22 protein-coding genes are annotated in these 23990 nt (G+C 55.9%); 8 read left to right on the top strand and 14 right to left on the bottom strand.

What is annotated here, in order from left to right; all coding sequences use genetic code 11:
* The 5 genes from CAP48_RS16745 to CAP48_RS16725 all read right to left on the bottom strand — a co-directional run bounded on the left by CAP48_RS16745 (position 1) and on the right by CAP48_RS16725 (position 5133).
* On the bottom strand, positions 1 to 1428 hold the full coding sequence (locus CAP48_RS16745; RefSeq protein ID WP_100699204.1) for an efflux transporter outer membrane subunit: 1428 nt from the start codon (positions 1426 to 1428) through the stop codon (positions 1 to 3).
* 93 nt (positions 1429 to 1521) lie between these two features.
* Entirely contained in the window at positions 1522 to 2394 is an 873-nt protein-coding gene (locus tag CAP48_RS16740; protein ID WP_100698813.1) for an HlyD family secretion protein, read from the bottom strand.
* Positions 2395 to 2397: 3 nt separating this feature from the next.
* A complete protein-coding gene (locus CAP48_RS16735; RefSeq protein WP_100698811.1) occupies positions 2398 to 2619 on the bottom strand; it encodes a DUF1656 domain-containing protein in 222 nt (73 codons plus the stop codon).
* Positions 2603 to 4645: an FUSC family protein gene (locus tag CAP48_RS16730; protein ID WP_100698808.1), complete on the bottom strand. Its 2043-nt coding sequence runs from the start codon at positions 4643 to 4645 to the stop codon at positions 2603 to 2605. Before CAP48_RS16730 ends, CAP48_RS16735 begins: the two co-directional genes overlap by 17 nt.
* Positions 4642 to 5133, bottom strand: a complete 492-nt coding sequence (locus CAP48_RS16725) for a MarR family winged helix-turn-helix transcriptional regulator (protein WP_369806371.1) — start codon at positions 5131 to 5133, stop codon at positions 4642 to 4644. Before CAP48_RS16725 ends, CAP48_RS16730 begins: the two co-directional genes overlap by 4 nt.
* A gap of 192 nt (positions 5134 to 5325) precedes the next feature.
* On the opposite strand from CAP48_RS16725, the gene CAP48_RS16720 reads away from it, so the two are divergent.
* Positions 5326 to 5931 carry a SagB/ThcOx family dehydrogenase gene (locus CAP48_RS16720; RefSeq protein WP_100698806.1) on the top strand — a complete coding sequence of 202 codons (606 nt, stop codon included), beginning with the start codon at positions 5326 to 5328 and terminating at the stop codon, positions 5929 to 5931.
* 99 nt (positions 5932 to 6030) lie between these two features.
* Entirely contained in the window at positions 6031 to 6642 is a 612-nt protein-coding gene (locus tag CAP48_RS16715) for an NADPH-dependent FMN reductase (protein WP_100698804.1), read from the top strand.
* Positions 6643 to 6714: 72 nt separating this feature from the next.
* Here CAP48_RS16715 and CAP48_RS16710 read toward each other — a convergent pair whose 3' ends face one another.
* Entirely contained in the window at positions 6715 to 7047 is a 333-nt protein-coding gene (locus CAP48_RS16710) for an SMR family transporter (RefSeq protein WP_192871358.1), read from the bottom strand.
* Positions 7048 to 7370: 323 nt separating this feature from the next.
* Between CAP48_RS16710 and CAP48_RS16705 the strand changes: the two genes are divergently transcribed.
* Complete coding sequence (locus CAP48_RS16705) at positions 7371 to 8108, top strand: aldolase (RefSeq protein WP_100698800.1); 738 nt, start codon at positions 7371 to 7373, stop codon at positions 8106 to 8108.
* A 116-nt stretch (positions 8109 to 8224) separates the two neighbouring features.
* Here CAP48_RS16705 and CAP48_RS16700 read toward each other — a convergent pair whose 3' ends face one another.
* A complete protein-coding gene (locus CAP48_RS16700) occupies positions 8225 to 9208 on the bottom strand; it encodes an alpha/beta fold hydrolase (RefSeq protein WP_100699202.1) in 984 nt (327 codons plus the stop codon).
* Positions 9209 to 9260: 52 nt separating this feature from the next.
* Positions 9261 to 10247 carry a tripartite tricarboxylate transporter substrate binding protein gene (locus tag CAP48_RS16695; protein ID WP_100698798.1) on the bottom strand — a complete coding sequence of 329 codons (987 nt, stop codon included), beginning with the start codon at positions 10245 to 10247 and terminating at the stop codon, positions 9261 to 9263.
* Positions 10248 to 10442: 195 nt separating this feature from the next.
* On the opposite strand from CAP48_RS16695, the gene CAP48_RS16690 reads away from it, so the two are divergent.
* From CAP48_RS16690 to CAP48_RS16670, 5 genes are all read left to right on the top strand, one after another.
* Positions 10443 to 11396 carry a LysR substrate-binding domain-containing protein gene (locus CAP48_RS16690; protein ID WP_100699201.1) on the top strand — a complete coding sequence of 318 codons (954 nt, stop codon included), beginning with the start codon at positions 10443 to 10445 and terminating at the stop codon, positions 11394 to 11396.
* 233 nt (positions 11397 to 11629) lie between these two features.
* The gene (locus CAP48_RS16685) at positions 11630 to 13075 is read left to right on the top strand and encodes a cytochrome ubiquinol oxidase subunit I (RefSeq protein WP_100698796.1); all 1446 of its coding nucleotides are present in this window, start codon (positions 11630 to 11632) and stop codon (positions 13073 to 13075) included.
* Entirely contained in the window at positions 13065 to 14072 is a 1008-nt protein-coding gene (gene cydB / locus CAP48_RS16680) for a cytochrome d ubiquinol oxidase subunit II (protein ID WP_100698794.1), read from the top strand. The genes CAP48_RS16685 and cydB overlap by 11 nt, the downstream gene beginning before the upstream one ends.
* 106 nt (positions 14073 to 14178) lie before the next feature.
* Positions 14179 to 14337 carry a DUF2474 family protein gene (locus tag CAP48_RS16675; protein ID WP_100698792.1) on the top strand — a complete coding sequence of 53 codons (159 nt, stop codon included), beginning with the start codon at positions 14179 to 14181 and terminating at the stop codon, positions 14335 to 14337.
* A gap of 244 nt (positions 14338 to 14581) precedes the next feature.
* On the top strand, positions 14582 to 15574 hold the full coding sequence (locus CAP48_RS16670) for an adenosine deaminase (RefSeq protein ID WP_100699200.1): 993 nt from the start codon (positions 14582 to 14584) through the stop codon (positions 15572 to 15574).
* Positions 15575 to 15648: 74 nt separating this feature from the next.
* Here CAP48_RS16670 and CAP48_RS16665 read toward each other — a convergent pair whose 3' ends face one another.
* From CAP48_RS16665 to CAP48_RS16640, 6 genes are all read right to left on the bottom strand, one after another.
* The gene (locus CAP48_RS16665) at positions 15649 to 16764 is read right to left on the bottom strand and encodes a PHB depolymerase family esterase (RefSeq protein ID WP_100698790.1); all 1116 of its coding nucleotides are present in this window, start codon (positions 16762 to 16764) and stop codon (positions 15649 to 15651) included.
* Positions 16765 to 17005: 241 nt separating this feature from the next.
* Positions 17006 to 18853, bottom strand: coding sequence for a bifunctional chorismate-binding protein/class IV aminotransferase (locus CAP48_RS16660; RefSeq protein ID WP_197707285.1), 1848 nt, complete (start codon positions 18851 to 18853; stop codon positions 17006 to 17008).
* A 20-nt stretch (positions 18854 to 18873) separates the two neighbouring features.
* Positions 18874 to 20847, bottom strand: a complete 1974-nt coding sequence (locus tag CAP48_RS16655; protein WP_100698788.1) for an iron ABC transporter permease — start codon at positions 20845 to 20847, stop codon at positions 18874 to 18876.
* The gene (locus CAP48_RS16650) at positions 20844 to 21869 is read right to left on the bottom strand and encodes an iron-siderophore ABC transporter substrate-binding protein (RefSeq protein WP_161495289.1); all 1026 of its coding nucleotides are present in this window, start codon (positions 21867 to 21869) and stop codon (positions 20844 to 20846) included. Before CAP48_RS16650 ends, CAP48_RS16655 begins: the two co-directional genes overlap by 4 nt.
* Before the next feature lie 7 nt (positions 21870 to 21876).
* Complete coding sequence (locus tag CAP48_RS16645) at positions 21877 to 22644, bottom strand: ABC transporter ATP-binding protein (protein ID WP_100698784.1); 768 nt, start codon at positions 22642 to 22644, stop codon at positions 21877 to 21879.
* A 284-nt stretch (positions 22645 to 22928) separates the two neighbouring features.
* The gene (locus tag CAP48_RS16640; RefSeq protein ID WP_100698782.1) at positions 22929 to 23951 is read right to left on the bottom strand and encodes an amino acid ABC transporter substrate-binding protein; all 1023 of its coding nucleotides are present in this window, start codon (positions 23949 to 23951) and stop codon (positions 22929 to 22931) included.
* Positions 23952 to 23990 lie beyond the last annotated feature (39 nt).

The raw sequence follows: 23990 nt of genomic DNA, 5'->3' as shown, positions 1-23990 counted from the left end.
TTATTCCCAGCCCCCGCCCAATGCCAGGAATACATCGACCTGCATATTGGACAACTGCGCCACGGATGTGGCCAGCGCGCTGTCGGCATTGGCCAGGGTGCGTTGCGCATCCAGCACCGGCAGGTAATCCGTTTTACCGGCCCGATACAGGGCCGATGCCTCACGTGCTGCCTGTGCCACTGTATCGCGTGCGGCCTTGAGTGTGACGTGGCGCTCCAGTTGACGGGCATAATGGACCAGCGCACTCTCGGTTTCCTGCAGGGCATTAAGTACTGTTGCATCAAAGTGTGCATATTCGGCATCTGCCGTTGCCCGGGCCTGGGCGATTGCAGCCTGGGCTGCGCCGGTATTGGGCACTGTCCATGAGATCAGTGGGCCAATACTTACGCTCGACGTGCTTTTGGCGCCGAGTAGACTCATGGGGCCGGCCGATCCGCTCGCCAGACCCAAGGTGATCGTCGGATACAGCTGACTCACGGCAACCCCGATTCTGGCGGTGGCAGCGGCCAGCTTGCGTTCGGCTGCACGGATGTCTGGCCTGCGGCGCAATAGCTGTTTTCCATTGCCCACCGGAATCGAACCGGTAAACCGGGGTGGCGTAGTACATTTCAATAGTGATGCGGGCATGGCCGACGGCGTCTGGCCGGTCAGGGTCGCCAGCCGGAACAGGGCAACATGCTGTTGTGCTTGCAATGTCGGGATGCTGGCGCTCAACTGCTGAACCAGACCGCGGGCACGTGTAATATCCAGCTGCGTGCCACGTCCTGCCTGCCACAATTGTTTTGCGATATCGCTCGATTCCTGTTGAATGCGCACTGATTTTTTTGCTGAAGCCAGTTGCATGCCGGTGGCGCAGATGGCGGCATAGGACCTGGCGGTTTCGGCCGCGACAGTCACGCGTGCAGCCTCGTAGGCGGCGACTGCCGCTTGCGCATCCTGTTGGGACGCCTCGATTGCGCGATGGATTTGTCCGAAAAGGTCTGCCTGATACGCAATATTCAGACCGCTGCTGTATGACCAGCGGTCTGGCGGACGCAGGTCCGGCTGCAGTTGCTGGATTCCGGAGCTGTGACCGTACGAGGCAGCGGCATTGACGTCGATGACCGGTGATTGCTGCGCCCGGGCGCCGGCAACGGCGGCGCGTGCACGGGCCAGATTGGCCTGGGCGGCACGCAGGTCGGCGTTGGCCGCCAATGCCTGAGCGACCAGCCGATCAAGGACCGGATCATGATTGAGCCGCCACCAGTGCGCAGGCAAGGGCGCATCAGAATAGACGTGGGTCGCAGCGCGTGCGCTGGCAAATGCCCCTTGCGCGGATGATCGCTCTATCACTGCGTTCTGCGGCCTCTTGTAATCGGGCCCCACGACAGTGCACCCGGCCACCAGCAAGGAGGAACAAAAGACAAGCGTTGATAAGCGGTAATTCATAATCAGATCTTCAAAAAAAGGTTCTGCGCAGTGGCGTTGCGCTTGCGCATATGCCGGTTGCTGCAAGCGCGGGCTGGCGCACGGCTGACCCCTTCACTGGCCGATATTTACCGTTGCCGTCTGGCCTGCGACAAGCAGCATGTTCGCATCCTTATCGTCTATGGCAATGCGCACGGGCACGCGCTGGGCCAGCCGGATCCAGTTAAAGGTGGGATTGACATTGGGCAGCAGGTCGCTGCCGATGCTGCGTTCGCGATCGGCAATGCCCAGGGCAATGCTTTGCACATGCCCCTTGATCAGGCCGCTATTGCCCATCAGTGTGATGGTGGCCGGATCATTGATATGGATGTTGCCCAGCTTGCCTTCTTCGAAATAACCTTCAACATAGAACGAGGCGCTATCGATAAGGGCCAGTACCGGTTTGCCGACCGTGACGTAGTCGCCCATGCGCAAGCTCAGATTGGTTATACGGCCGTCGGTGACAGCGTGCACGCGGCTGCGCGACAGATCCAGCTCTGCGCTGGCCAGTTGTGTTTTTGCCTGGGCCAAAGCCGCCTGCGCCTGATGCAGGCGCAGGCGGCTTTGTTCGACCGCTTCGGTGGCCACCAATTTGCCCAGCGAGCGGTTGCGTTTTACGTCACGCTGCGCTTGCGCACGGGCTGCAGTAGCGGCCTGGACAACAGCCTGAGCCTGATCATAAGCCAGTCGATAGCGCGCCGGATCGATTTCGAACAGCACGTCGCCAATCTTGACGTCCTGGTTGTCGTGCACGGCCACATTCATGACAAGCCCTGAAACGTCTGGCGCGACCTGAACGACGTTGGCCTTGACCCTGCCGTCACGTGTCCACGGCTCAACTTCATAGTGCAGCCAGAGCAGCCAGCCGGCGCAAATCGCCAGGGCAAGAACGAACATCGTAAGCAGGAACCGGCCGATAGCGGCCAGCGAAGACATCGGTAATTTCATTTGTCAAACCATCAGCAATTTCAAAATAGAAGGAAACATGCGCTGTACTGTGAAAAGCAGAATCACGTACAGCCCCAGGTCGAACAGGGCAGGGTGCCACACCATTCGATAAAAGCCCAGGCGAGAGAGCAGTGTGCTTACGGCTTTGGCAATCACAAATGTCACAAGAGCCAGTACCAGCAGCCACGGTATATAAAGCCCTTGAACGTCAATTTCTCCGATCATGGTCTGCTCCCTCGATGTGTGCGTTGACCGGATAAGGCGCCATTTCAGGGAACAGGCCCCGGCGCAGGCCCACCACGGCGACAACCGCGCGGTGTTGTGATGGACCGATAGCTGGAGTAAGAAGTAAGTTTGTCAGCGCATCGTCCAGTTGTCGCAGCAATTGATGGTCCGGCGCTTTCCTTGGCGAGCGAAAAAAGGTCGCCAGGTAATCAAGCAGCCGTTGTACCGAGTGACTGGCGCGCGGCACCGACCGCAGCGCGCTTTGCAATACCGCAATATCGTTGCCGACGCGCAGGGCCAGCAACGGATCAGGTGTTTCCTGCAGTTTGCGGTTTTCGGCGGGCAGACGGGTCTGCAACAAGCCAACGCGATCGAGCATGCGCGAAGTCAGGTGGGGCGTGATTCGCATCCGGCGTGTGGATGCCAAAGCAGCCAGATCCTGCCGATTGGCATTTTGAATCCGCGCAACCGCACGCTCGGCACTGATTGTTCGACACAGGCTGGCAACAAGCGCGGCCACGGCAGTGCCGGCCAATTGCCCAGTGATGCTATTGAGATAAATGTCCAGCGTCGCCTGGTTGACATCCATGAGCGCGAATGTTCCCAGAACGCCAAAGAGCAAGGCCATTGCCTTGAGCGCGTAGGCAGGCCGTATGGCCAGCGCCGACAGTACGAATACCACCGGAAAAATAACCATCGCCAGCATTTCAAATGTGTGTACAGACGGCAGGGCGACCAGCAGATAGAACGCAGAAATGGGGATAGAGTAAATCGTATAGCGCAGGAACACGCGCATGGGCGCAGCCGGATTATCCAGTGTAGAAAAAAAACAGCTGAAAACGGCGGCCATCATGGCTGCAGTACTGCCTTGCGGCCATGCCGTGATAATCCAGAAAGCGCAGCAAATACCAATGGCGATCGCGGCAGCCAGCGCCGATTGCAACGCAATGCCCCGATCAATATGCAAGTCGGACTTGCGTCGGTTTGTGCTTGCCTCGCCGCTGGCGTTCTGGATACCGGCGTCCAGATCGACTCGCATTTGGAGACACTTGGCATAAGTGTTGACCAGTTCGTGCAGGCGTGTAGCCAGGCTGGCCGACAACAGCGTATGCCATTGCATGTCGGGCACAATGGCAGGCGTCAGCGTGTCAATCGCGCTATGCATTGCGTTTAGTTGTCCGGGGTCGGGCTGTTTACCTGACTCGACCCAGTCGCTGATGTCTTTCATGACCGCTAGCGTGGCGCCAGGCAACGGCCGATTGGCCGATCGCAAAGCATTGATCCTGTCCTCCACAGAGGAAATAGTCGGTGTCAGGCTGATGATTCGGTTCAGCAATGCGCGCAACAGGTGTGAGGACCAGCGGATATTGCTGGTGTCGAACGGAATATGCGTCGCGGTCAGGCGCAGTTGGGTAATGTCATTGGCCAGCTTGCGGCGATTTTGCCTGTCTTGTTCAGGTGCGGCGCAACGCAGCGTAGAGACTATCCAGGTGCGGGCATGCGCCAGTGTCTGGTCCAGACCCTTGATCACCACCGGGGCAATACTGCGTGGCAGCACAAGCGTATGGACCAGTGCGGCACACATGATGCCCAGGCTGATCTCCTCAACACGGGAGATCCCTTTGTCAAAGAGCCCGATCGGATCGTCGACAGCGGGGAAACCGATAAGCGCGGCTGTATATCCGGCCAGCATGAAGACATAGGAGCGAGGGGTGCGGTCCAGTAAGGAAATATATAGACAGCCGCCGACCCACAGCGACATGGCCACGGTGGTCAGTAAAGGGCTTTGATTGAGGTTTGGAATAATGGCAATGGCACCGCCTGACCCCAATACGGTGCCGGCCAGCCTGTACAAGGCTTTTGAGCGAATGCTGCCGGCCCATGGCTGGGTGGTTACCACGTAGGCGGTCATCATTGCCCAGAATGGGTTGCTCAGGCCGATGCTGTATGAAATATAAAGCGCCAACATGGCGCTTATATAACATTTGAATGAAAACAGCGTCTCGTCGCGGGTAAACAGCTTCATTTGTGATTACCGGAAGGTTTTCGGCAAGAGCGGCTCATTGTGCCGGTGCTGTTTTTGATCGTATCGAGCACGCGTAAAAAGGCTTCGGCATCGTCTGTTGATACACCACTGAAGATTTTGCGGCGAAAACTTGACAGACGCTGCTCAATATCCTTGGCGATACGTCGGCCGGCGTCGGTCAGGTATAGTGTTTTGCTGCGTCCGTCTTCCGGGTCCAGCTTGCGTACGGCCAGGCCCGCGGCCTCAAGCTGATCAAGCAGGCGAACCAGAGAAGGGGCTTCGATACCAAGCTCTTCGGCGATGTCCTTTTGTCGTACACCATCCCCAAGGCGTCGAATGATAACAATGGGCCACGCCGTGGCCTGGGATACGCCCAGTTCAGCAAGCAATTGATCGGCCGCGCCGCGATACGCGCGCGCCATATGCAGCATGCCCTGGCTCATGGCCATACGCGTGGCGTCGGATGGGGGATCAGATTTGATTGTCATGTCGGGTATGGCTCGCGTCATTCAATTAGTTAGCTACCTAACTATTATAGGGCGCGAAGCTTAAGATAGCCTGAACCGGGGTATTTGCCTTCTTATTTGCGTCGACCGCCCAGTTCAGAACCACTTTATTGCTACACTTGTTCAGTCATTTATCCAAATTCCAGTCTTTTGAATCCCAAACGGAGGTCCCACATGGCGGTGACAACAACAGCTGAAGAACGGGATGTACTCTATTCACTGATTTCGCGTCGCCGCTCCGTGCGCCAGTTTAGCGACGCACCAATTGATCAGCAGGCGCTGATCCGGATCCTTAACTGCGCACAGGGCGTCACGGGTAGCGATGGCAAGCGCGGTGTACCCTCTGCACATGCGCTGTATCCGCTAGGCTTGGTGGTCGTGGCGCGATGCGTGCAAGACGTGGCGCCAGCCAGCTATGTGTTTGATCCTGAGCGAACATGTCTTGACCGGCTGGCTAGCGCGCCAGCTGCCGGCAGTTTGCTGTCGGTCTCTCTTGCCGACGATCTCTGGCTTGAGACGTCAGCAGCCGTCATTGTCATTACTGCCGATTATGCCTCAGCGTTGCAGCACTTCTGCGACCAGCAGGCTGATGGTCTGCGCGGCGCCCGCTATGTAGACGTAGAGGCTGGCGCAGTGGCACAGAATCTTTATCTTGCCACGTTGGTCGAGAATCTGGGCGGCGTACTGGTCATGGGCGTTGATGATGCAGCGCTTGCCAAACAACTTGGCTTGCCCGCAGAACACCAGCCGGTAGCGCTTTTTTGCCTGGGTCAGTATTGAACATTGTGGTGGGCACCCAGGGAACACCATAGCGGGCCAACCAGGCCGGCCAACACTTTGTTATGATGAATATCATAGCGATACAGAGGAAGACCTGCGATGAGCCCAATTGAGAACGAGCCAACAACCGACAAACCCCGCATTCTGCTGCTTTCGGGCAGCACTCGTCGACAGTCCTACAATACCCGCCTGGCCCGGCACATGGCGCGGTCGGTAGAGCAAGCCGGGGGTATTTCAACCTTGATCAGTCTGGCCGATTACCCGATGGCGATTTATCATGGGGACGACGAGGCGCAGTCTGGATTGCCCGAGTCGGCACGCCAGTTGCGATCGCTATTCAAATCCCATCACGGTGTGTTCTTTGCCTCGCCAGAGGAAAATTCGTCGATGTCGGCGTTGCTGAAAAATACGCTGGATTGGTTATCGCGCGCTGATGGCGACGAGCCGGGCAAAGTGCCTTATATTGGCAAGGTTGCTGCCATCGGGGGCGCCACGACGGGCGCCTCGGGCACCCGCCTTGGTCTGCTGCATTTGCGTACTGTCCTGTCAGGATTGGGGATGTTGGTGTTGCCGTCGATCATGACGATTCCTTTTGCCGCCAACGCTTTCGATGACGCTGGTGATTTGCAAAGCGAAGAGCAACGGACCGCAGCAGAAGCCGTTGCGCTGGCACTGGTCAGGACAGCGGCTGCCGTCGGCGTGACCTCCTGACAACCATCGTAACGGGTCAGCTGCCTCTGCTTCAGGCGTTGAATATGATTGAAATTGTGTCGTCTTCGTGACCTAATGCGACACGCTGTTGGAAAATACGTTAATGACGACCACGCCGGCGACAATCAACCCCATGCCAAGCAATGCCGCGCCATCGAGAGATTGGCCGAGCCAGATCCAGCCGATCAACGATATCAGGACGATGCCGACGCCAGACCATATTGCGTACGCAATACCGGTGGGCATCGTTCGCAGGCTGAGCGACAAAAAGTAGAAGGCAGCAGCGTATCCTGCAATGGTGATGATTGAAGGAACAAGTCGTGTGAAGCTATTGGACGATTTGAGAAAGGAAGTTGCGATCACTTCCATGACAATGGCGGCGGCCAGATACAAATAGGTTGATATAGGCATTTATTTAAAAGCTCCATCGGTGGCAGCGGCGATTTTGTTCTCTGGCAGGGTATTAAAGCCGATCGCATCGCCATAGTACCGTTTGTGTGCCAGCCTTTCGAGATAGTATATGTACTGCAGTATGATTTTCATGGTGAGGGTCTGTTGAATTCGTGACAAATTCCTGTACGGCCAAAATTAACACAAATTATCCAATTGGCACTAGACTAGGCATTCGGTGCTCGCGCCGGCAGCATAAGTGAGTGCTTGAGCGATTGACTCTCATTGGCGGCGTGCTATTTGAGGTTCGAGAAAATAATATGATCAGGGAGAGCAAGATGGATACGATACACAACCAATATGAAGCCGTTTATCACTCGGAAGAGACAACCCGTTTGCGCCAGGACCTGGCGCTGGCCCTGCGGGCTGCCGCTTTTCACGACTTGTCAGAAGGGGTATGCAATCACTTCAGCGCCGAGGTGCCCGCCTGTGCCGACTGGTTTTTGCTGAATCCGCGCGGCTTCCAGTGGTCCGAAATCCAGGCCGAAGATATTGTCATGGTAGATGCCGATGGTAATAAGTTATGTGGCAAGCATGAAATCGAGCCAACGGCATTGTTTATTCATGCTGCGGTGCATCGCATCGCCCGAAAAAAATGTGTTCTGCATACTCACATGCCTTACGCGACGGCATTGACGCTTACCGAGAATGGGGGGCTGGATCCACTGCTTTCGCAGAATGCAATGCGGTTCTACAAACGCATCGCCGTTGATCGTACCTATAATGGGCTTGCGTTGGATCATGCAGAAGGGGAACGTATTGCACATGCCATGAATGGCGCAGATGTTGCATTTCTGACGAATCACGGACCGATAGTCTGTGGCGACAGCGTGGCCTATGCATACGATGATTTGTACTATCTGGAGCGCGCGGCGCGTGTTGAGGTTCTGGCGCATTCATCGGGCTTGCCGTTGAAACCGGTGCAAGAGGAACTGGCTGCCTTGGCAGCCGAACAGATTCAGCAGGAACGACTGCAATCTACGCTGTTTTTTGAGTCCCTGCGTCGCTTGCTGTAAGCATCCGGTCTACCCTGGGTGCCCCGCCTGCCGTGATAGCGCCTGCGGTATCGGCTGGTGCGGGGCGCCCGCAATGCATAACGCAGCGCTGTGAATGGCTTAGTGCAAGACGCGTGTCATGATGCCTGGCCGGTAAATGAGGCTAGTCTTCTTGCCAGCCATCCGTTGACAAGCTGGGCAATGTCCCGGTTGTTGGTATCCATCATCATGACATGTGAATTGCCCCTGAGGCCCACTTCCGGCAAGGAAAGCACATGGGCCTCGGGTACCACGCTGGAAAAAGTCAGGATCTTTTCCCTGAGCCGTTGCCATCGGCTGTCGGTGTCAATATTGTCACCAAGAACAATCAGTGTGGGTGTGCGGTATTCATTCGTATTGATATCGGGTATGCCGGCAGGTTCAATGGCGACCAATGTCCTGATCTGTTCCGGATGGCCAGCGGCAAGTTGCAGCGCAAGCGGTCCGGCCTGGGAATGGCACACGATACTGGCCGAACCGAGCCGGTCCAACAGTGCCTTGAATGCATTCACGATGGCGTCATTGGTATGGGTCCAGCGCGGAACCATTTGTTTTGCAAACTGATCAAAAGCTGCTAGCGGAAAGCGCGAGTTCAGATAGGCCGTCCTTTGCGCCGGATCGCGATCATAGCCTTGTGCATGTTTACCGATGCGGAACCTGCTGTAAATGTCATCAACGGTTTGAATGACGGGTTTATCCGGCCAGATTTGCGGCCAGGGGGCAAATCCTGACCTGCCGCGTTCCACCGCATCGCACAAATAGACGTCCCACCCATGGCGAATAAAATAGTTGACCCAGCCTTCGCGCCCGTCAGGTGTGGTCTCCCAGGCCGCGCCGGTCATGCCGCCACCGTGCCAGAATACCAGCGGCCCCTTCCCGTTGGGTCGTTCAGCAAGAAAATACTGCACGTACATTTGTTCGATCGCGTACGAGCCATTCAGATTGAGTCTGACCGGCTCTCCACCGGCGCTCATTACACGCTCATATTCGGGCTGATCGCGCAGCTGGACTGTGCGCCCGCCAATATGAAACGAGCCCATGTCTCTAAGGCGGATCGCACTGTAGTCTGTTTCTTTGTTCATATTGAATTGCTCGTCGTGCCAGCTGCAATCTTGCATTTGGGCGTCCAAAGGGCTAGTTGGCCGTAATATTATTTTCCTCGATCAGTGTCGCAATCTTGGCGGTTTCCGATTTAATAAATTCGGCAAGCGCTTGAGAACTGCCGCCGGCAATATTGACGCCCAGGTCTGTAAATTTTTTCTGGACTTCCGGATCCTTGAATGCGGCGTTGAAGGCAGCATTCAATTTGCTGATATTCTGCTCGGGTGTACCGGCAGGCGCCAACAGGCCGAACCACGGCGTGATCAGCATATCGGGATAGCCGGACTCGGCGAAGGTGGGCACGTCTGGGATGGCGGCTGAGCGCTGCGAGCTGGCGACGGCAATGGCATTGAGCCGGCCGTTCTGGATGCTTGCCAGGGAAGCGGGCAGGTTATCGAAATACATGTCTATCTGGCCGCCCAGCAGATCGCCGGCTACCTGGCCGGCCCCCTTGTACGGAATGTGAGCGATATCGATATCAGCTTCGCGCTTGATCATTTCAATGCCGATATGCGCCGATCCGCCGATTCCGGACGAGGCCGCATTGATCTTACCGGGATTGTCTCTGGCGTAGCTCACAAACTCCTGCACGGTTTTTGCCGGGACATTTTTCGGATTGGTGACCAGCACGCTGGGTACTGTGCCTACCATCACGACCGGTGCAAATTGTGTCTCTATATTGTAAGGTGCCGGCTTGTACAGAGAAGGCGCCACTGCACAGCCATAGGCGCACATTACAAGTGTGTATCCGTCATTTTTGGAACGGGCAGTGGCCTGTATGCCAATGGAACCGCCGGCGCCTGCTTTATTTTCAACGACAATTGTTTGTTTAAGCTGGGCCGAAGCCTTCTCTCCCATGATGCGGGCCAGAATATCGGGTGTACCGCCGGCAGGGAAGGGAACAACGATGGTAATCGTGCGCGCTGGAAAGGATTCGGCGTGGGCCTGGTTGATAGCAAGCGCTGAGACGACAAGCGCGGTTGCCATTGTGATGCCAGTTTTAATCCTGGGGTGTCTCATGTCTGGTTCCTTTGGTGATCGTTGAAATCGAACAGCAGATCCGGGGCGGGGCGCGCGATGCGACTTGTCAGAACGGCGTGGCGAGCCGAGCCGACATGTCGCACAGTGTTCGACGTTTATTGCCGTCAACATTCTAGCAACAGGGGTAATATTTATATAATGATTTATTATCATGATTTGCATATCATAAATGGTATGGATAATTTTCCTTCGCACCTGAAAAACCCGTATCCGGCATTGCGCCGGCTCAATCTAAGCCTTTTGCTCACTTTCGACTCCCTTATGCAGACACTTAGCGTGACCGAGTCTGCGCTGCGGCTTCACAAAAGTCAGCCCGCAATCAGTCGCGAACTGGGCCGCTTGCGCATGCTGCTGGATGATCCGCTGTTCGTGGTGGTCAAAAAGCGACTGGTACCAACAGAGCGTGCCGTCGATCTGTATCGTGCTGCACACGAGGCGTTGACTGCACTGGAAATAGCGGCAGGCAGCGGGCAGCCGTTCAGCCCGGCATCGCTTACGGGCGTAATTAGTATTGGCGCTGCTGCCCATATTGAGCTGCTGCTGGCCGCGCCGTTGACGCTTGCCCTGCAGAAGGCAGCGCCGGGTCTCACTGTCCGATTCCAGCCGGTGCATGGCGATTTTGTACCCGATGATCTGGACTCAGACAACATGGATCTGGCCATTGGCCTGTTCCAGACGCCAGGCACCCGGTTCAGGCACAAAACGCTTTTTGAAGATGAGCAGGTTTGTGTGGTCTCTTCAGCCCATCCGCTGGCACAGCGCGATCAATTGACGTTGGCCGATCTTGCGAAGGTCAAATGGCTGGCGTTTTCCCATATGTATGGCCGGCAAACGAACTTCACCCGGGCGCTCAATGACATCGATTGTGATATGCCCTTTACCGCTTATGTATCAAATTTCGGGCTGGCTCCTCATTTTCTGCTGGAAACAGATTATGCGACCACGATGCCCAGACGGATCGCGCGCAAGTACCAGCAATATTACGACCTGACGCAAATTGGCCTGCCGCCGGTACTCAGGCGGGCCAATATGATTATGGTTTGGAGTGAAAAGAACGAATATTCGCAACTGAACCGGTGGCTGCGGGATAGTACGGATCATATTATTGCCGGCTTGCCGGCTACATGAAAATTGCAGACCAGATTTTCTTCAGGGTTGTGATAGACCGCGCTGCGCTGCTGCATTTGTGGCGTTATTGCACAGTTGGGCCAGTTCCTGTGTAAACGCAAGTACAATAAGACATCTGTAATGTGAGCAGTACAAAGCAGTACGAATGTGGGCTCTCTGATTACCGGCGGAACTTTCCACAACAGCAGATGTCCATAGCGTGCGCGTATGTTTCATTCCTCCAGGAGCAGCAAATGGAGCTGGACACTCTGACTCTGGCCCGAATACAGTTCGGGTTCACGATCTCTTTTCATATTATTTTCCCTGCCATTACGATCGGGCTGGCCAGTTATATGGCCGTTCTCGAAGGGCTATGGCTTAAAACCTCCAATACTGTTTACCGTGACCTGTACCATTTCTGGTTGCGGGTTTTTGCGCTTAACTTCGGTATGGGCGTGGTATCCGGCTTAGTGATGGCTTATCAGTTCGGCACAAATTGGAGTTATTTCTCCGATTTTGCCGGCGGGGTGACCGGGCCGTTGCTAACCTATGAGGTTCTGACAGCGTTCTTCCTGGAGGCGGGCTTTCTGGGTGTGATGATGTTCGGCTGGCATAAAGTGGGACCAAGGCTGCATTGGTGTTCCACTATTCTGGTCGCGTTAGGCACCCTGATTTCCGCCACCTGGATTCTGGCTTCCAATAGCTGGATGCAGACTCCCCAGGGACATGAAATTATCGACGGTCGTGTGGTTCCGGTAGACTGGTTTGCCGTTATTTTTAATCCCTCCTTTCCCTATCGCCTGATACACATGGTCATTGCAGCGTTTCTCGCGACCGCATTGATTGTAGGGGCCGTGGCGGCCTGGCACATGTTGCGCCGGAATACGCAGCCAGCGGTCAAGAAAATGTATTCCATGGCAATGTGGATGCTTATTGTGGTGGCCCCAATTCAAATCCTGGTTGGAGACTTTCACGGCCTCAATACACTGAAACATCAGCCGGCCAAACTGGCGGCGATGGAAGGGCACTGGGAAAGCGGGCCGGAGGGCGAAGGCGTGCCACTGGTGCTGTTTGGCTGGCCCGATATGGAGCGGGAAGAGACGCGCTTCAAGGTTGAGGTGCCGCGCCTGGGCAGTCTGATTTTGACCCATAGCCTGGATGGCACGATTCCCGGACTCAAGGAGTTTGCACCCGAGGACAGGCCTAATTCCACCATCGTGTTCTGGACGTTTCGGATTATGGTGGGGCTGGGTTTCCTGATGCTGCTATTGGGCGCATGGGCGTTGTATGCGCGACGAAAGGGCACACTTTACAGCAATCCGCGATTACATCGCTTTTCTTTGTACATGGGGGTGAGCGGCCTGGTGGCGATGCTGGCCGGTTGGTATACAACTGAAATAGGACGCCAGCCCTGGGTGGTTTATAACGTGATGCGTACGGCCGATGCGGTCACCCCACATAGCGCACTGGAACTGGGCATAACGCTGATACTTTTTATTGTGGTGTACTTTTTGCTGTTCGGTGCCGGCGTGGTCTATATGTTCCATATCATGGCACAGGGACCGCAGCCGACCACGCACCTGGAAATCGATGGTGGTGGCCCGGGTGAAGCGCGCACACCGGCACGACCGATTTCGGCCGCAACCAACACCGACGAAGAACCTCGCACACCAACACCGGGAGACCGACATGGGAATTGATATTTCGCTCTTGTGGGCTGTGATTATCCTTTTCGGTATCATGATGTACGTGATTATGGATGGGTTTGATCTGGGTGTCGGCATTTTGTTTCCACTCATGCCCGGTCGCCAAGACCGTGATGTCATGATGAATACCGTGGCGCCGGTCTGGGATGGCAATGAGACTTGGCTTGTGCTGGGCGGAGCAGGCCTTTTGGCCGCGTTTCCGCTGGCATATGCTGTGATTCTGAGTGCGTTTGCCATGCCGCTGATCCTGATGTTGCTGGCGTTGATTTTCCGCGGGGTGGCGTTTGAGTTTCGCTTTCGCGCCAGTGACGAACGTCGCCGCTGGTGGGACGCCGCGTTTATTGGCGGTTCTGTGCTGGCCACTTTTTTCCAGGGTGTGACGCTGGGTGCTTATATTGATGGTATTACAGTCGTCAATCGCGCTTATGTAGGTGGTGCGCTGGACTGGCTTACGCCGTTTTCCGTGTTTACCGGCATTGGCCTGATTGTTGCCTATGCGTTGCTGGGGTGCACCTGGCTGGTGCTCAAAACAGCCGGACCATTGCAGGAACGAATGATTGAACTGGCCAAACCGCTTACGCTTCTGTTATTGGTCATCATCGGTATTTTGAGTATCTGGACGCCGATGGGTAACGCGCTGATTTACGAGCGCTGGTTTACCTTGCCCAATCTGTTCTGGTTTGCGCCCGTGCCCATTCTGGTTGTGCTGGTCGCATGGGGGCTGATACGCAGCCTGGGTCGCGACCCGCACGCCGAGCCGTTTATATTTACCCTGTGCATGGTGTTTTTGGGTTACAGCGGGCTGGGCATCAGTGTCTGGCCCAATATTATCCCCCCCAATATTTCCATCTGGGATGCAGCCGGCCCGCCGGAAAGTCAGGGCTTTGCACTGGTGGGTGCGCTCTTTATTATCCCGTTCATTCTTATGTATACATCTTGGGCGTATTATGTGTTCCGCGGGAAAGTGACGGCTGATGCCGGCTATCACTAAGCGCATCTGAATCTTGCAGGCCGCAATCTGGTGGTTTCGGTCTTGCAACGCGCTTTTGTCAACTGGATCGACTACGACAGAACCTATCACATTGGAAGTGTTTGATATGACGCAGCAAGAACCCGGCAATACCACCCGTAAGGCGACAGGCAGGCGTAGTCGCCTGCTGTGGTTTGTCGGCTTGTGGGCGGCCGGAACCCTGGCGCTGTTGCTGGCGGCTTATCTGTTGCGCGGTATTATGTCTGCTGTCGGCATGACGTCATAGTCAACGGGGGCGACGCGACACCGCCTGCGCCAATTGCTGGTGTCGTATTGCTGCAGTTAAAAGCCACAATGGATTGTGGCTTTTTTATTGGACGCGCGATATTGTCCACACTCTGCTGACGACGTGCCTGATTCGGGTTGACGCCAGCACCGTCGCCGGCTGTATGCTGGCCCGCGCTACAATAGCGTCTTTGCACATGCGCCAGAGGGCGTCGTGCTCACTTGCCCAACCAACAGACAACGCAATGAATGCTGAACGTTTAGAATTTATCCGCCGGTTGCCCAAGGCCGAATTACATTTGCACATTGAAGGAACGCTGGAGCCGGAACTGATTTTCCGGCTGGCGCAGCGCAATGGTGTGATCTTGCCGTACCCGTCAATACAGGCTTTGCGCGACGCGTACGAGTTCACCGACTTGCAGTCGTTTCTGGACTTGTACTATGCCGGCGCGGCGGTATTGATGACCGAAGCCGATTTCTATGACATGACCATGGCTTATCTTGCCCGCATCGCACAGGATGGCGTGGTGCATACGGAAATCATGTTCGATCCGCAAACGCATACCGAGCGGGGCGTGCCGATTGCAACTGTGTTTGCAGGCATTGCACGCGCCTTGCGCGAGGGATATGACACGTGGGGCATTACTTCCTGTCTGATCATGAGCTTCCTGCGACATTTGTCAGAGGAGGCGGCATTTGAAACCCTGGAACAGGCGCTGCCATTGCGCGAACAATATGCCGATCTGTGGCTGGGGATTGGCCTGGATTCCGGCGAGCAGGGCAATCCACCGGAAAAGTTCGAGCGCGTCTATGCGCGTTGTCGCGAACTTGGCTTTTATCTGGTCGCGCATGCAGGAGAAGAAGGGCCGGCCGCGTATGTGAGCAGTGCGCTAAACAGACTGAACGTGATTCGCATTGACCACGGTGTGCGCAGTGAGGAAGATCCCGAGTTATTGAAAACGCTGGCTGCCAGGAAAATACCGCTGACTGTGTGTCCGCTGTCGAATCTCAAACTCAAAGTCGTCAACAATATGCGCGAGCATAATCTGAAACGCCTGCTGGATCAGGGCCTGTGCGTGACCATCAATTCGGACGATCCGGCCTATTTCGGCGGGTATCTCCTGGACAACTATATTGCAGTTGCCGATGCGTTTGCACTGAGTGATGAAGATCTGATCACACTTGCCACCAACAGCATGCAATCGCGTTTCCCGGTATTTTTGGATCGGCGCTCCTGACCGTATTCTGAGCGATGGCGATCCTTGCGGTTTGCTGGTCGCCAGCAAATTGTCTGCGTCGAAAAATCCCTGCCCTACGATTCGTTGTTGCCGCGCCGGTGCATACGGAAAAACTGCATGATCAGGCTCGATGCATTGGGTCCGTCGGTCGAGTTGAAATCCAGACGGCTGTCGCCGCCGCTCCAGGCATGACCTACGTTTCTGATCTGGCACAGGCGAACAATGCTCTTGCGGGCGCGCCTGAAATCGAGCTGGGTGTACTCGCGCCGGCTATGCTCAGCCACTTTTTTTTCTTCGGGCAGGGCATTGTCTTCAAAGCCGTTGAGCCAGGCAAACTGACGTGCCAGCTGCTCGCCGTTGTTGGCGGCAACGACTCTGTCCTGCTGGCCCTGCAGGATCAGGGCCGGCAGGTAGTCCTGGCGAGCGTCCAAGGGCTCATCAGCATCCTTCAGGACGTTTAGTGGATCATTCAGGGTGCCGCGGCGCATGGTTTGCAAGCCGCTAGTCAGATTGCTTGCGTTGCCCATGACTGGGCCAGAGTGCAGCGCGATCGCCGCAAAAAGTGCCGGATGACGCAGGGCCAGAAGGCCGCTCATGCCGGCGCCGGCAGACATTCCGGCCAGGTAAATTCTTGTTGGGTCCACGTTGTGCCGTTTTATCAGATTGCGCACAAGCGCGGCAATCGCATCGGCTTCTGCGGAACCATGCTGATCATCGGGCTGATACCAGCGCCAGCAGCGCAGGGTCTGCAGCTGCCGCGATTGCTGGGGATATACGACGACCATGCCTGACTTTGCGGCATGCAGGTTCATCCGGGTTCCCTGTGCAAATTCCGTGGCAGTCTGTTTGCAGCCATGGAGCATGACCAGCATGGCGCTGCCATTTATTTCCTGTGATGGCGGCACTGGCGGCGCATACAGGAAATAGCTCAGTCGACGAAGGAATAAGGACGCCGCTGTGGGTACCTTGAATTGTTTTTCGGTCCATGAACCATGCCGAAACGGGGGCGGGACGGCTTTTTTTACAGCTCGTCGCAAGGCGGCCGGCGGGGGCGGGAACAGCGTGTTGTGGTCGAAGGCCGATGCGGCTAGCTTCATATTGGACTGCGTAGCCTTGATCAGCGCGTTGCGCTGCTGTCGCGCAATCTTGCGGGCGGCTTTCAGAAAGATGGAACCCATGCTGCGAGCCATAGTTTGGTATCCCTGCGGTAAAGAAGCAAAAGCACGCGGTGAAAGCCGGCATTCATTTTGCAATGGCTGTCAACGACGGCATTCTTGTATGACATACTAAGACATCTATGTGAAGATATCACGTAAATGGGTGTTTTTGTATTTTCCTGCTTCACGTATCCCATGGGATTGGAATGTAGCAGCATGAGTTTCCAAACCAGGGCAAGTAAGCATACACCAGCGCGGCTTTGGCACTTGAGATTTATTTGAGCCGAACAGGGACACATCCGCGCAGGGCATTGGTCAGGACGATCGCATCTGCGTTTTCGAGCATGACCTGGGTGATATGCGCTACGGCGACATGGCTGGCATGCAGGTAGCGCTCCGGGCTGGACAACACCTGCGCGCGCATCACGCCAGGCAAAATATCCAGCGTCAGTTTTGGTGTCAGCCACTGCCCACGGTAGTGCACAAATACCGAGGTGCGTGCGCCTTCAAGCAGATGGCCATCATGATTGAAGTATAAAACGTCGAAATATCCTGATTGTATAGCCTGTTTCAGCTCCTCGTCATAATGAGCGCGCCAGGTCGTTTTGAAACGACGCAGCGGATCGCTTACCGGTAACCGGCGTTGCGCAATGTTCACCACCGGCAGGTTTTGGTCGGGGCAAGCGGTCGGATCATCCAGCGGGAAAGCCTGGCAATCACAAGTGCCATCCTGGGCCAATACCGCTCGCATGCGCAGGCGGGTGTGTGACGCCTGGCCATTCATAAATTGCTGTAGTTGCTGCTTCAATGCATCAGAATCAAGGGTAAAGTTAAGCGCAAGGGCAGAAGTCTGCAATCGTTCAATGTGACGTGCCAGCAATGAACACCGGCCATGTTCGAGCAACATGGTTTCAAACAGCGCGAAGCCGGCAGCAATGCCATGCAGAAAGCGTGATTTCCAATGGATTTCCTCGTACTCCGATTGCGCCGTACTGTCGTAGACGATGCCACTGCCCACGCCCATGACACCTGTGCATGCCAGGGATTGACTGCCTACCGGCTGCAGGCTTAATGTGCGGATCGCGACGTTGAAACAGCCCTGGGCGCCCATGGCATTATCGCCAGGCCGCAGATAACCGATGCTGCCGGTGTAAAGATGACGCGGTGCAATTTCACTTTTTGCGATAAATTGCATGCTCATTTTTTTGGGGGCTCCGGTAATCGAGCCGCAGGGAAACAGCGCCGCAATTACATCGGCGATCGTGGTTTGTGGCCTTGTATGGCATTCAATGGGGGTGGTCATCTGCAGCACCTGGCCAAAGCGGGTCACCTTGAACAGTTCCGGTACTCTTATCCCTTTCGGTTGCGCCAGAATCGATAGATCATTGCGCAGCAGATCGACGATCATCAGGTTTTCTGCGCGGTTCTTGCTGTCGTTGCGTAATTGCTCGGCAAGCCTGTTCGCATCATCGCCTTCCTGATACGGTAAAGTCCCCTTCATAGGTTCTGCATGAATCACGCCGGCGTGGTCAATGCGCAAGAACAGTTCAGGGGACAGGCATAGTGTCCAGGCAGAATCAGGCTGATGCGGCAACCAGGCGAGCACCCCATAGGGCACGGGCTGTTTTGCGCGTAATTCGCGATACAGCGCGATGGGAGAGCCATAAGTCTCGAAGCACTGTCGCGCTGTGTAATTGATTTGATAGAAGTCGCCGCGCGCAATCGCCTCACGCAATTGGTTGAACCGCTCCTGATAACGGTCAAACTCCGGACGCAATTGCAGATTGCATAGTCCGGCAGGCTGCTGTTGCGGATCATGGCTGTTCGCCTGCTGCCCGATCCTGTGATCGATTTGCCCGTCGGCCAATGTGGTGGCCTGGGAAAACCAGTGGATCCGCATCGGCTCGGCACCCGAGTCGGACGCGCCTGCGTGGCTGCTGCCAAATTCATAGGGCAGGAAAATGGCCGGATGCCATTGCTGGTCCCAGCCGCGTTTGAGCAATGAGTCCAGATCGGCCAGTTGCGCGGGCATGACCGCGTCCGTGCGTACGAAGCCTTCCAGCAGCGTCGCCTGTCGGGCGACGGCATCATCAAATAGTACAAAAGCAGGCAGCGTGTTCATGGAACGCAATGATACCGGAATTACACCTTCTGTCTGCGCGTAAACTGCCAAAGAAAATACACGGAGCCGATAAAGGCGGCAATGAGGCCTGTGGGGATCTCATACGGGAACATGATATGTCTGCCCAGCAGATCGGCACACAGCATAATAATGATTGCGATCACCGATGAGGCCAGCATTTGCGTGCGCAAACCGTGAAAGCCCATGGTGCGCGCCAGGTGCGGTGCGATCAAACCGACAAAGCTGGTGGGCCCCACCGTAATGGAGGCCAGTGTTGTCAGCGCCGCGATTAGCAAAAACAGCAGTGTGCGCGTGAGCATGGGGCGCTGGCCGGCGGCGCGGGCAATGGGGTCGCCCAGCCGCAGCAGATTCAGCGGTCGCCAGGTCATGCAGGCCAGCAGGATCAGCAGCGCTCCAATGCCATAACGAATGGGCAGGTCATTTTGCAGCAAGCTCATATAGGTGTCGCCGGAAATCCATACCAGCAGTTGCTGGACCTGTTGCATGCCGCTGGCCAGCGTCAGTGTAAGCAGGGAGCTGAATAATTGCGTCAAAGCCATGCCGGTAAGCAGAATTTTTTCGGGCTGAAACTGACTGCGCGCGTTGATGAGCATGACAAAAAGCAGGCTGACAAACGCGCCGACAATGCCGCAGACAAGATATAGCAGGGGCGAGGGTGCAGGCACCAGCATCATGAGCCCGATCAGGCCCAGTCCTGTGCCGGAGGTGACCCCCAGAAACTCCGGGGACGCCATGCTGTTGTTGGTCATGTTCTGGATCAGTGTGCCGGCGCAGGCAATGGCAATGCCAAACAGTATTGCGGTTTGCTTGCGGCTTGCTGTGAACTGCGAGATGGTCGGTTCAGTATCGGCGACCCAGGCCCAGTTGCCCGCGACGTCGTGGGTGATATGGGGCAACAGAAAGAAGCAGGCGATAGCCACCGTCATCAGCAGCAGCAAACGTTTTCTGAGCACCGGGGTGGGCGCGCGCTCACCCCCATGCAGCGGTGCGACTTCCTGGCGCGTGTGACTGCGTTGTTTCATAAGCAGGAATAACAGCACCGGCACGCCAAGCAGCGCCGCGACGGTGCCTGTCATGATGCTGTTGGGCCAGGCATATGACACCAGTTGCAAGGTTGAATCAGTAATGGATAGCAGCGAGGCGCCAAATAACATCGCATAGCCCCATTGCTTTCGTATGTCCGTCACGCCCAGGGAACGCGCAATAACGGGAGCCGCCAGGCCGACGAACGCGATAACGCCGACGCTACTGACCACAATTGCAATCAGAAACGAGACCAGGATAAAGCCTGCCACACGCACCAGGCGGACATTGACGCCAACGCTTTTGGCAAATGTGCCCTGCAGTGAAAAAGCCCGCAGCGATGGCAATAGAAACCATGACAGCGGCAGGCACAGCAGGGTTTGCCAACCGGTGCGCAATGCAGGCCACCAGGAGTCCTGACTCAGCGATCCGGCTCCCCATATGATGAGCCCGTAGAGTCGGTCAGGATTGAGGATGAGATACATATTGCTCAGCGTGGTGAGCAATAGCGTGAGCATCAGCCCGATCAGAATTAGTGTATTGCCCGCGCTTCCAGCCCGCCGGATGAAGAGCACGATAATCAGGCTGCTGGCTATGCTGCCGGCCATAGCCAGCAGTGTCGAGTCGAACAATTGCGCCTGCGGGAAATACATCATGCCCAGCAGCAGCGCAAACTGGGCGCCGCTACTGATAGCCAGCGTATCGGGAGCGGCCAGGGTGTTTTGCGTCACATGCTGCAGGATGAAGCCGGCCAGGCCCAGGCAGATGCCGCAAAGCAGCGCCATGGCAATTCTGGGCAGCGTACCGTGCCAGAACACCAGTTGTTGCATGTATGCATTCGGGCTCGAACTGTCGCCGGTCGCAGCAAGCAGGATGACAGCTGTTGCCAGCGCCAGGGCGATAACGCAGGCGATAAGTGCAAATGCTTTGGCTGAACGAAGGTATTTCATTTGTTATATTCTGGAAAACGGAAGGCGGCTTGGGCGTGGGCCGGGCTATCTTGTGCGAGCAGGGCATCGCGCACCGCGTGCGCAAATCGCAATACCGTACTTAGGCCGCCGAGTGTCCAGGTGGGTTTGACAAGAACAATGCGGTTCTTGCGCACGGCAGGCAGCGCCTGCCAGAGCACATTTTCTTGGAGCTTTTTGGGCAGATCGGCAGGGTAGGGCTCGATGATAAAGATCGTCGTGTCCTGGGGCAATGTGGCCAGATGCGTCAGGTCGGCACTTTGAAATCCCCATTGATTAACCGCGGCCTTCCATGCATTATTGATGCCGATTTTTTCCAATGCAGTAGAAAAGATGCTCGGCTTGCCATACACACGAACGTTGCGTGCATCAATGAACTGTATGACCGCTACCGGCTGGCCGCGATGCTGCACAAGCTGGCGGTTCAGCGTATCAAGATTGCTGTCTATCTGGGCAATATACTTGGCGGCCTTATCCGGGTAGCCTGTGATCTGCCCGATGCGCGTGGCCAGTTCGCTCAGGTTTTGATAGATATCCTGGCCCGGTGTGTACACGTCTAGCAGCGTCGTAGGGCCGATGCGCTCAAGCATGCCTTTGACAAAGGCATAGTCTTGTGAGGCCAGAATCAGGTCGGGCGCCAGACGGATCATCCGGTCAGGATTGGGTTGTGCCCGCATTCCCAGATCCAGCGTGGCAGCAGGCATGGCCGGTGAGCGGCTCCAGACCTCGTAACTGTTTTTTTCGGCGATCGCGGCGGGGAAAATTCCCATGGCAGCCATGGTCTCAGCAATCGTCCAGTCCAGTACGGCAATCCGTTCGGGAGCGACTTTTGTGAGATCTTTTCGGGTGGGCGGCTTCGGCGTTGCGGGGACAGACGTTGCCGCAACGGTGGCAGACGCGGCGGAAGACTCCCTTGCAATGGAGGCAGAACCAGCCATTGCCCCGGTTGCCAGCAGGCAGGCGCCGGCGAGCGCGCAGCGGCCGATCATTAAAGTCATTGTCATGGCAGACTCAATTGAACGCCAGTTGTACGCCTGCATGGACAGGGTGCCCTATCAGTTGCAAGTCCACATCGTAGATATGTCTGAGCTTTTGCTGGTCCAGCAGGGCAGAAGGCGGTTCGGCATAGATCAGCCTGCCGTGACGCAAGGCCAGCAACTGGTCGCAATAGCGTGTAGCCAGATTGATGTCGTGTATGACGGCAATCACGCATTGGTTTTCCTGACTTGCCAATTGGTGCAGCAATTGCATGACTTCAAGCTGGTGTTTAAGATCGAGTGCGGCCAGCGGCTCATCCAGCAGAATATAGGGCGTGTTCTGGGCAAGCAGCATGGCAATCCACACGCGCTGGCGCTCTCCACCCGACAGTGAGTCCAGTAGTGAAGGCATGAATGCTTCGGTGTCAGTCAGCGCAATGGCTCGCTGGATTGCAGATTCGTTTTCCGGATTTGTGTTGCGCCAGACACTGTTCCAGGAGTAGCGACCCAGTTCGACCAGCTCGCGGGCGCTCATATCGGGAATAACCGGCGTATATTGTGGCAGATAGGCCAGTTTGCGAGCGTACTGGCGATTGGACAGCGAATCAATGCGCGTCTTGTCCAGCAAAATGGAACCTTGTGACGGAATATATTCGCGTGCCAGCAACTTGAGCAAGGTAGACTTGCCCGAACCATTGTGGCCGATCAGTCCGTAGAACTTGCCCCGCTCGAACTGGGTTGTGAGCGGATGCAGAAGGGTTTTCGTTGACGTTTGAAAACCGGCGTTTTCAATCTGGATCATCGCGTATCCGGAAGAATAAAACAGAATGATTATTGTAAATGATTCGCAATATCTGGTCGGGTGTTTTGCTGATTTGGATGCGATCGCCGTGATATCGGTATCGACAGATAAAACGGCAAGGCCCGGACACAGCGGTCAGACGCCGATGTGCAAAAAGCCTGGGCCCGGTGCAATACCGGGCCCAGGCGTCAGATACTTCATTTTTCCCGTTCACCGGGTTTGCGGGCAGCTTATCGGCTGCGACCGCTTTGAGCTGAACCGAGGGGCAATGACCCTTTGTGCGGTCAGCGAATCGGCAGGCCGTATTGCAGGCCGCCGTCCGTCCACAAGGCGTTGAGGCCGCGCTTGATTTTCAATGGGCTGTCCTGGCCGACATTGCGCTCGAAACTCTCGCCGTAGTTGCCGACCTGCTTGATAACGTTATAGGCCCACTTTTCATCCAGCCCCAGGTTTTTACCGGCCCCGGCCGTGACGCCGAGCAGGCGCTGGATATTAGGATTGTCGCTTTTGAGTTGTTCCTCGACATTGGCCGTTGTCACGCCCAGTTCCTCGGCATTGACTGTGGCCTGAAAGACCCACTTGACGATATTGAGCCAGGCATCATCACCCTGGCGAACGAACGGGCCCAGGGGCTCCTTGGAAATAATTTCCGGCAGCACTTCGTAATCATCCGGCGAGGACAGTTTGGATATGCGTATGGAGGCCAGTCCCGAAGCGTCGGTAGAGAATACGTCGCAACGGTTGGTGGCAAAGGCGTTGACCACTTCGTTGAATTGGTCAAAGACAACCGGCTTGTATTCCACCTTATTGGCACGGGCCCAGTCTGCCAGTGTGTTTTCATTTGAAGTGCCGGTTTGCAGGCAAATGGTCGCGCCGTTGAGCTCCTTGGCGCTTTTTACGCCCAGTTGCTTGGAAACCAGAAAGCCTTGTCCATCATAGAAATTGACCCCTGCCGAAATGAGCCCCAGCGCCGTATCGCGCTGTTGCGTGACACTGGTATTGCGTGTCAGCACGTCAACTTCGCCCGATTGCAGTGCGGTAAAGCGTTGCTGAGAATTGAGCGGCACGATTTTGAACTTGTTGGCATCGCCAAAAACAGCAGCGGCGATACTTTTGCACAAATCAACATCCAGTCCCTGCCACTGGCCTTTGGCATCGGGGGCAGAAAAACCGGCAAAGCCAGTGGTGGCACCGCATACAACGGCACCACGCTGTTTGACATTATCCAGTGTTGCCGCATGCGCTACACCAGGGACAGTCGTAGCAATCGCCAGGGTAGCAAGTGAGGCTTTCAATAGGGCAGACATAGCAGACTCCAGTTTTAGGGTTACAGCACAAAGCCAGAA

The organism is Advenella sp. S44, from assembly GCF_002810445.1.
Taxonomy (GTDB): Bacteria; Pseudomonadota; Gammaproteobacteria; order Burkholderiales; family Burkholderiaceae_B; genus Advenella.
Note: the sequence above shows the minus strand (reverse complement) of the source record. Positions and strands in the feature narration are given on the sequence as shown.